Consider the following 6725-nt stretch of genomic DNA (forward strand, 5'->3'; position numbering starts at 1 on the left):
GGGCGCGTGGGCAGCGCGAGCAGGTACACGGGCCGCGTGGCGATGAGCACGGAGTCATTGCGGTCGAGTACGCGGCCACGTAGCAGCGGCTCCGTCGAGACAATGCGGCGCGGCGTGAGCGGCCCGAAGGTGGAATCCTGCACGGGCGGCGGCGCACCCACCTCCTGCCCCGGCGAGGAGCAGGCGTTCAGCAGCAGCACGAAAGCCAGGAGAAAAGTTTTCCAGGGTAAAGCTGTTCGCATCCGGTAAAGCTAAGTGACGGGCAGCAGGTGGACTCGGGTAGTTCGATGAACGAGGGCCTGAACCGCTTGAACAAGGCACCCTACCTTTGCGGCCTGCTTATGTACGACTTCCTCACCACCTCGCCCTGGCCCGACTACGAGCTGATTGATTCCGGCAACTTCCAGAAGCTCGAACGCTTCGGCAAATACGTGCTGGCCCGGCCCGAGCCGCAGGCCATCTGGGACCCGCACCTGCCACTCAAAGAGTGGGAAAAGGCCGATGCCGCCTTCGCCCGCGCCCCCGGCTCCACCGAAAAAGGCCAGTGGCGCCTCAAGCCCAGCATGCCCGAACAGTGGGTGATTGCCTACGAGCGGCCCGACGGGCTGAAGCTGAAATTCCGCCTGGGCCTCTCGTCGTTCAAGCACGTTGGGCTGTTTCCGGAGCAGGACCCCAACTGGCAGTTCATCTACAACCAGACGCGGAAGCGCCGCGCCAAGCTGCCGCGCGTGCTCAACCTCTTCGCCTACACCGGCGCGGCCACGCTGGCCGCCCGCGCCGCCGGGGCCGACGTCACGCACCTCGACTCGGTGAAGCAGGTGAATTTCTGGGCCCGCGACAACATGGAGGCCAGCCAGCTCGACGGCGTGCGCTGGCTGGTGGAAGACGCCATGAAGTATGTGCGGCGCGAGGTGAAGCGCGGCAGCAAGTACCAGGGCCTCATCCTCGACCCGCCCGCCTACGGCCGCGGCCCCAACGGCGAGAAGTGGCAGCTCGAAGACGAGCTCAACGAGATGCTCAAGCTCAGCCAGCAGCTGCTCGACCCCGAGGACCATTTCTTCGTGGTGAACCTCTACTCGCTGGGCTTCTCGGCCCTGATTCTGGATAATTTGACCACCGCCATTTTCCCCGGTACCAAGGCCGTGCGCGAGCTGGGCGAGATTTACCTGCACGACGCCGGCCAGCGGAAACTACCGCTGGGCACGTTTTGCCGGTTCGCCACGTAGCGCGGACTGTGGGTGCCGCGTCAGCCCGTCCGGTTCAGCCAGCGGTGAAAGATGAGCGCACCCACGCCATAGGCCAGCACGTCCCAAGGGTCGGCCACGGCCTGGGCCGACCACCGCGGCAGCAACACCTCGAACCACAGTGCCACTGTAGTCCAGGCCGTCAGCACCCAAGTGCCGGGCAGCGTGGCGCGGCGGCCGTACAGTGCCTGGTGGGCGGCCAGTGCCAAGCTCAGGATGACAGGCAGGCACAGCACGTCGCTCAGGTATGAGGTGAGCCACTCCGGCAGCGGCCGGTGCAGCCCGCGCCTGTTCAACTGGTAGGCCCCGTAGAGGAGCACGCTGCCCACAAACAGGGGCTGGCGCAACACGGCCGGCAGCCGCATATCAGCCCGTCAGCACGGTTACGAGCCACACAATAAACCCGAGAATCGCAATGAACACCAGCTGGCCGCCGCGGGCAATGGTTTTGAGAAAACGCACCAGGTCGCTGTCGTCGGGGCCGATTTCTATCAGCTGAATGCCGCCGCGCAGGTGCTCCGTGGCAGCCCGCTCCGTAGCTTCCTGCTGCGCGCGGGGGTCGAGCAGCTCGCCGCAATGCTCGCAGCGGTCGTGGGCCTGCTGCTGCCAGTGTGACCACTGCTGACAAGCCGGGCACTTCTTCGTCGATATCAGATTTTCGTTGCCCATAGCCCTTATTTGCGCAGAAAGTTACGTAGGAAGCCGGCGGAAGTCTGGCCCCGTGCCGCCTGCCGCCTTGCGTTTTGCCGCTTTTGCCTCCCCCATTTGCCATGCACCAACCCGTTAGCCACCATCGCCGCCTTGCCCTCATCGACATGGGTACCAACACCTTCCACCTACTCATCGTGGAAATGCCCGCCGTACCCGGTCATAAGCCCTCCACCATCCTACGCACCAAGGCCGGCGTGCGCCTCGGCGAAGGCGGCATCAGCCAGGGTATTATTGCCCCGGCGGCCTACGACCGCGCCCTGCACACGCTGGCCGGCTTCAAGGAGGAAATGGAGCTGCACGACGTGAGCGAGGTGCGCGCCACGGCCACCAGCGCCATGCGCGTAACCAAAAACGGCCCCGACCTAGTGCGCGACATCTTCGAGCAAACCGGCATTCGGGTGAACGTGATACCGGGCGAGCGCGAGGCGGAATTGATTTGCGAAGGTGTGCGCCAGGCCGTGGATTTGGGCGAGGAAGCACAGCTGATTATGGATATCGGTGGCGGCTCGGTCGAGTTCATCATTGCCAACCAAACCACTATTTTCTGGAAGCAAAGCTTCGAAATCGGTGCCCAGCGCCTGCTCGATAAGTTTTTCCCCGACCCCAGCGGCGTGTTTCCGGCCGAAGCAATGGAAGCCGAGCAGCACTACCTCGCCACGGTACTGGAACCGCTCATCGAAGCCGTGCGGCGCTACCGGCCCGCCAGCCTGGTGGGCGCCTCGGGCAGCTTCGACAGCCTGGCCGACATGCAGTTGGGCCGCCTGCGCACCGAGAGCGAGCTACCGCCCTGCACCGAGTTGGCGCTGGAATCGTTCCAGGCCAGCTACCGCCACTTGCTCAGCGGCAACCACGAGCAGCGCAAGGCCCTGCCCGGCATTCTGCCCATGCGGGCCGACATGCTGGTGGTGGCGGCCGTGCTGATTGACTTCGTACTGGGCATCACGGAAATCACGCGCATCCGCACCTCGGCCTTTGCCCTGAAGGAAGGCGTGCTGGCCGAAATGCTGGCGGCGTAGTCTCGTTGACCGTCACACTGAATAGAACGTCATGCTAAGCCTCTAAGTCCCCAAAATGCCCACCTTCTCCTACAGCCAGCTTTTCACCTTCACCGAAAGCGTCTTCCGTAGCATTGGCTGCCCCGAGGCCGATGCCACGCTGGCCACCGAAACCCTACTCTCGGCCGACCTGCGCGGCGTGGACTCGCATGGCGTGGCCCGGCTGGTGGGCTACGTGCGGCTGTGGGAGGCCGGCCGCATCAATGCCGCGCCCCGGGTAGGCATCACCTACGAAACGCCCAGCACCGCCGTGGTCGACGGCGATGGCGGCCTCGGCCTCGTGGTCGGCCCCAAAGCTATGCGCGTAGCTATCGAAAAAGCCCAGCAGGTGGGCACGGGCTGGGTTTCGGTGAAGAACTCCAACCACTTCGGCATTGCCGGCTACCACGCCATGCTGCCGTTGGCTCACGACATGATGGGCATCGCCATGACCAACGCCTCGCCGCTGGTCGCGCCCACTTATTCGTTGGATAGACTCCTGGGTACCAACCCCATTGCCGTGGCCGTACCCGCCGGCGAGCAGCCCGATTTCGTGCTCGACATGGCCACCACCACCGCCGCCAACGGCAAGCTCGAAATTGCCCAGCGCAAAGGCCTGCCCCTGCCCGAAGGCTGGGCCCAGACCGCCGACGGCCAGCCCAGCACCGACGCTAACGCCGTGAAAAACGGCGGCGCCCTGCTGCCGCTCGGCGGGGCCACCGGCTCGCACAAAGGCTATGGCCTGGGCGCGGTGGTGGATATTTTCTCGGCTGTGCTGTCGGGGGCCAACTACGGGCCGTGGGTGCCGCCGTTCGTGGCGTTTCTGCAGCCATCAGCCAACCCGGTAGGCCTGGGCCTGGGCCACTTCTTCGGGGCCATGCGCGTCGACGCCTTCCGGCCCGCCGACGAGTTCAAAGCCCACATGGATAACTGGATTTCGACTTTCCGCGGCGCGCAGGCCGTGGAGGGCAAACACGTTCTCATCCCCGGCGACCCGGAGCGTGAAATGGCCGCCAACCGTCTGCTCGAAGGTATTCCGCTGCTCGATGCGGTGGTGAATGACTTGGAAAGCGTGGGCGCGAAGCTTGGGGTTAAGCTGTAGGGCCGAGTACCCCGAAATTTCATTTCGGCTCGCGCATGCAACTCGTTTCAACGGGCCGAAATAAAATTTCGGGGTACTCGAACCTTACGCGGGCTGCTGTTCCGCTTTCGCTTTTTTGCTCTCAGCCGGGTTCGACTCCTCCACGAAAAACCAGAAGAAGGCCAGCGCCACGGCCGCCACGGCCGCCAGCGCCAGGAAGCCCACCCGGTAACCGAAGTGCTGCACCAGATACCCCGCGCCCACCGTACTCAGCGAGGCTCCAATGCCCAGCGCCGTAGCAATGGCCCCCTGCACGAAGTTGAAGCGCCCGGTGCCGCGCGTGAGGTCAGCAATCATAATCACGCTGATGACGCCGAAAATACCGCCGGCCAGCCCGTCGAGCATCTGCACGCCCACCAGGAAATAGGCGTTGTTGCTGAGCGTGTAGAGCACGCCGCGCACCGGCAGCACCGCAAACGCCAGCAGAAACACCGGCTTGCGGCCCGCGTCGGGCGCGCGCCGGCTCACCCACGCCGCCACCGGAATCATCACCAGCTGAGCCACGATGATGCAGGCCGACATGAACAGCGCCGAAGCCTTCTGGTTGCTCAGGGCCAGCTTCTGACCTACCAGCGGCAGCATGGCCGCGTTGGCAAAGTGAAACAGCACCACCGCAATGGCAAAGCGCAAAATGCGCGGGTTGCCCAGCACCTGCCGGAAGCCGGCGGTTTGCCCGCCATCCTTTTCGGCCGCCGGGTCGGCTTCGGCCGATGACTTGGCGGCGGAATCCTTGGGAGCTTTCGGAATGGCTTTAGCTGCGGCAGATTCTTTTGCAGCCGGCTCCTTACCGGCGGTTTCAATCTCGTCGGTTTCAGGCTGGTCAGCTCCCTGGCCGCGGGCGAGGTCGTTGTCGATATCCTGCGGGTTGATGCGCAGGGCCGACCAGCAGCCCAGCGCGCACATCACGGCCACGAGATAGAAAATGCCTTCGTAGCGCCAGTAATAGCCAATGAGGCCGGCCAGTATCGCGGCCAGCACGTTGCCGCCGTGATTCCAGGCCTCGTTGCGGCCGGTTTGCTGGGCGAAGCGCCGGTGCCCCACCAGCCCCAGCGTGATGGCCGCCACTACCGGCGCGTAGATGGTGGTGGCGGCGCCTGTCAGCATCTGGGTGGCATAAATAACGGGCGGCGACACGAACGTGACGGCCGCCACGCAGCTAACCGCCACCACCACCGAAGCCAGCACCAGCAGCCGCCGCTTATGCGTCGACGTATCGACCAGCGAGCCGGCGGGCGTCTGGAGCAGCACGGCCACCAGCCCGGGCAGCGACATGGCCAGCCCAATGGCCCCCGGCTGCCAGTGCCGCACCGACAGTAGGTAGATGGCCAGGTACGGCCCCACCCCATCGCGCACATCGGCCAGAAACAGGTTCAGCGGCGCCAGGGCCTGAATGCTGCGGCGCTTACCGGCCAATGCAAGGGAATGCGCCATACTACGAAGTGGCCCGGAGGGGCCAGAATCAATGAAGGATTACGGCTCGGCTTAGTTGCGGGCGCAACTGGCCCGCAGCGTCGAGGTTATCGCCTCAATACTCCCTCTTCGACCTCAAGGTTGGCGAAGGCAAAATCTTGAGTGCCATCCCCACTGATGCTATATATCCGGCTATAGGCTGGCCAACGCCTGCTGTAGCTCTAGCATGGTTATTGGTCGGTATTGAAGAGGCTCCGCGTAAGTGAGAGCTGCGATTGTGGCGGGGGCAGCTGCCAGCAGCGCCTTTCCCTGCTCCCAGCGAATGGCCACGATGGTGACTTTAGCACCGCTTGGGAGGTGCTGAAAAACCGTGCTGGCAGCATTTGTCCCCTCCTGCCCGGAAACCACACACCGCAATTCACTAAATACCAGCATTATTTGCGCATTTCGCGCTGATGCCTGTACTGCAAATCTGACCAGCGGCTGAGGGGAATCGATGAACCGGTCGCAGTTTGCCCATCCCAGGCCTATGTTGCCTAATTCATAAAATAGCCCTTCGGCGGTGGGCGCGGCCAGGTCGGCGGCCGACAGTTTGCCCCCGTTGCGCAAAATGCTGTCGCGGCGTGCTACCCGAGCTGCCAGCTTGGCTTGGTACCGAGCTTTTTGCTTCTCGGCCTGCTGCCGCTCCAGCAGCAGGCGCGTAGCGGCTTCATCCCAGGTCGAGCTTATCAGAATAGCTCCGGCCGGCGTGACACCCACTTCCACGATGCCCATCGCCGGCTTCAACCGCCACTGGAGCTGCAACGCCCCGCCTGCTTTGCCGGGCACCAGTTGCGCGTAACGGGCCGGTTTCCAAGCCCGGAGCTGCTGCACAGTCGCCAGCACCGGAGCGGCCAGGTCGGCGTCGTAACCGGGCCGGACTTTAGGACTGAACACCCGGCCAGTAGTATCTACCATAAACTCGACGGCGGCGTAACGCCGGATTTTTTCGCGCCGGCTATAGCGGGCGTTGTAGTTATACCGCTTCACGGCCAGACGCTCCTCCGTCGATTGGGCGCGCTCGTGGCGCAGCCGGCCCACTGTGCTGATTGGGTAGCGCGGCCCGGCAGCAATGGCCTGATTCAGCCGTCGGCTGCCCAGGGTGTACGCGGGCCACCGGTCGGCGGGCAGGTGGCGCACCAGCTC

General features: G+C 64.3%; 8 protein-coding genes. 3 read left to right on the forward strand and 5 right to left on the reverse strand.

All coding sequences use genetic code 11. The features are described from left to right. On the reverse strand, nucleotides 1-242 hold a 242-nt coding region (locus ACYVDE_RS11510; RefSeq protein WP_460501692.1), incomplete at its 3' end, for a hypothetical protein. A 99-nt stretch (nucleotides 243-341) separates the two neighbouring features. On the opposite strand from ACYVDE_RS11510, the gene ACYVDE_RS11515 reads away from it, so the two are divergent. After that, nucleotides 342-1226, forward strand: a complete 885-nt coding sequence (locus ACYVDE_RS11515; RefSeq protein WP_460501693.1) for a class I SAM-dependent methyltransferase — start codon at nucleotides 342-344, stop codon at nucleotides 1224-1226. Nucleotides 1227-1246: 20 nt separating this feature from the next. Here the strand turns inward: ACYVDE_RS11515 and ACYVDE_RS11520 are convergent, their stop codons facing one another. Together ACYVDE_RS11520 and ACYVDE_RS11525 are read right to left on the reverse strand one after the other, a co-directional pair. Then, on the reverse strand, nucleotides 1247-1609 hold the full coding sequence (locus tag ACYVDE_RS11520) for a hypothetical protein (protein WP_460501694.1): 363 nt from the start codon (nucleotides 1607-1609) through the stop codon (nucleotides 1247-1249). Between the two features lies 1 nt (nucleotide 1610). Further along, nucleotides 1611-1913 (reverse strand): hypothetical protein, encoded by a 303-nt coding sequence (locus ACYVDE_RS11525; protein WP_460501695.1) that lies wholly within the window; start codon nucleotides 1911-1913, stop codon nucleotides 1611-1613. A gap of 101 nt (nucleotides 1914-2014) precedes the next feature. Between ACYVDE_RS11525 and ACYVDE_RS11530 the strand changes: the two genes are divergently transcribed. Both ACYVDE_RS11530 and ACYVDE_RS11535 read left to right on the forward strand, forming a co-directional pair. Beyond that, nucleotides 2015-2971, forward strand: coding sequence for a Ppx/GppA phosphatase family protein (locus tag ACYVDE_RS11530; RefSeq protein ID WP_460501696.1), 957 nt, complete (start codon nucleotides 2015-2017; stop codon nucleotides 2969-2971). Between the two features lie 55 nt (nucleotides 2972-3026). Continuing rightward, a complete protein-coding gene (locus tag ACYVDE_RS11535; protein ID WP_460501697.1) occupies nucleotides 3027-4091 on the forward strand; it encodes an Ldh family oxidoreductase in 1065 nt (354 codons plus the stop codon). Between the two features lie 84 nt (nucleotides 4092-4175). Here the strand turns inward: ACYVDE_RS11535 and ACYVDE_RS11540 are convergent, their stop codons facing one another. Continuing rightward, on the reverse strand, nucleotides 4176-5561 hold the full coding sequence (locus tag ACYVDE_RS11540; RefSeq protein ID WP_460501698.1) for an MFS transporter: 1386 nt from the start codon (nucleotides 5559-5561) through the stop codon (nucleotides 4176-4178). Nucleotides 5562-5732: 171 nt separating this feature from the next. After that, the coding region (locus ACYVDE_RS11545) for a hypothetical protein (protein ID WP_460501699.1) at nucleotides 5733-6725 on the reverse strand (993 nt) is incomplete at its 5' end.

Source organism: Hymenobacter agri (assembly GCF_054778495.1).

What these genes read in the sequence shown, in the direction of transcription:
- ACYVDE_RS11515 (WP_460501693.1), top strand. Translation starts at nt 342, where the DNA reads ATGTACGACTTCCTCACCACCTCGCCCTGGCCCGACTACGAGCTGATT.
- ACYVDE_RS11520 (WP_460501694.1), bottom strand. Translation starts at nt 1,609, where the DNA reads ATGCGGCTGCCGGCCGTGTTGCGCCAGCCCCTGTTTGTGGGCAGCGTG.
- ACYVDE_RS11525 (WP_460501695.1), bottom strand. Translation starts at nt 1,913, where the DNA reads ATGGGCAACGAAAATCTGATATCGACGAAGAAGTGCCCGGCTTGTCAG.
- ACYVDE_RS11530 (WP_460501696.1), top strand. Translation starts at nt 2,015, where the DNA reads ATGCACCAACCCGTTAGCCACCATCGCCGCCTTGCCCTCATCGACATG.
- ACYVDE_RS11535 (WP_460501697.1), top strand. Translation starts at nt 3,027, where the DNA reads ATGCCCACCTTCTCCTACAGCCAGCTTTTCACCTTCACCGAAAGCGTC.
- ACYVDE_RS11540 (WP_460501698.1), bottom strand. Translation starts at nt 5,561, where the DNA reads ATGGCGCATTCCCTTGCATTGGCCGGTAAGCGCCGCAGCATTCAGGCC.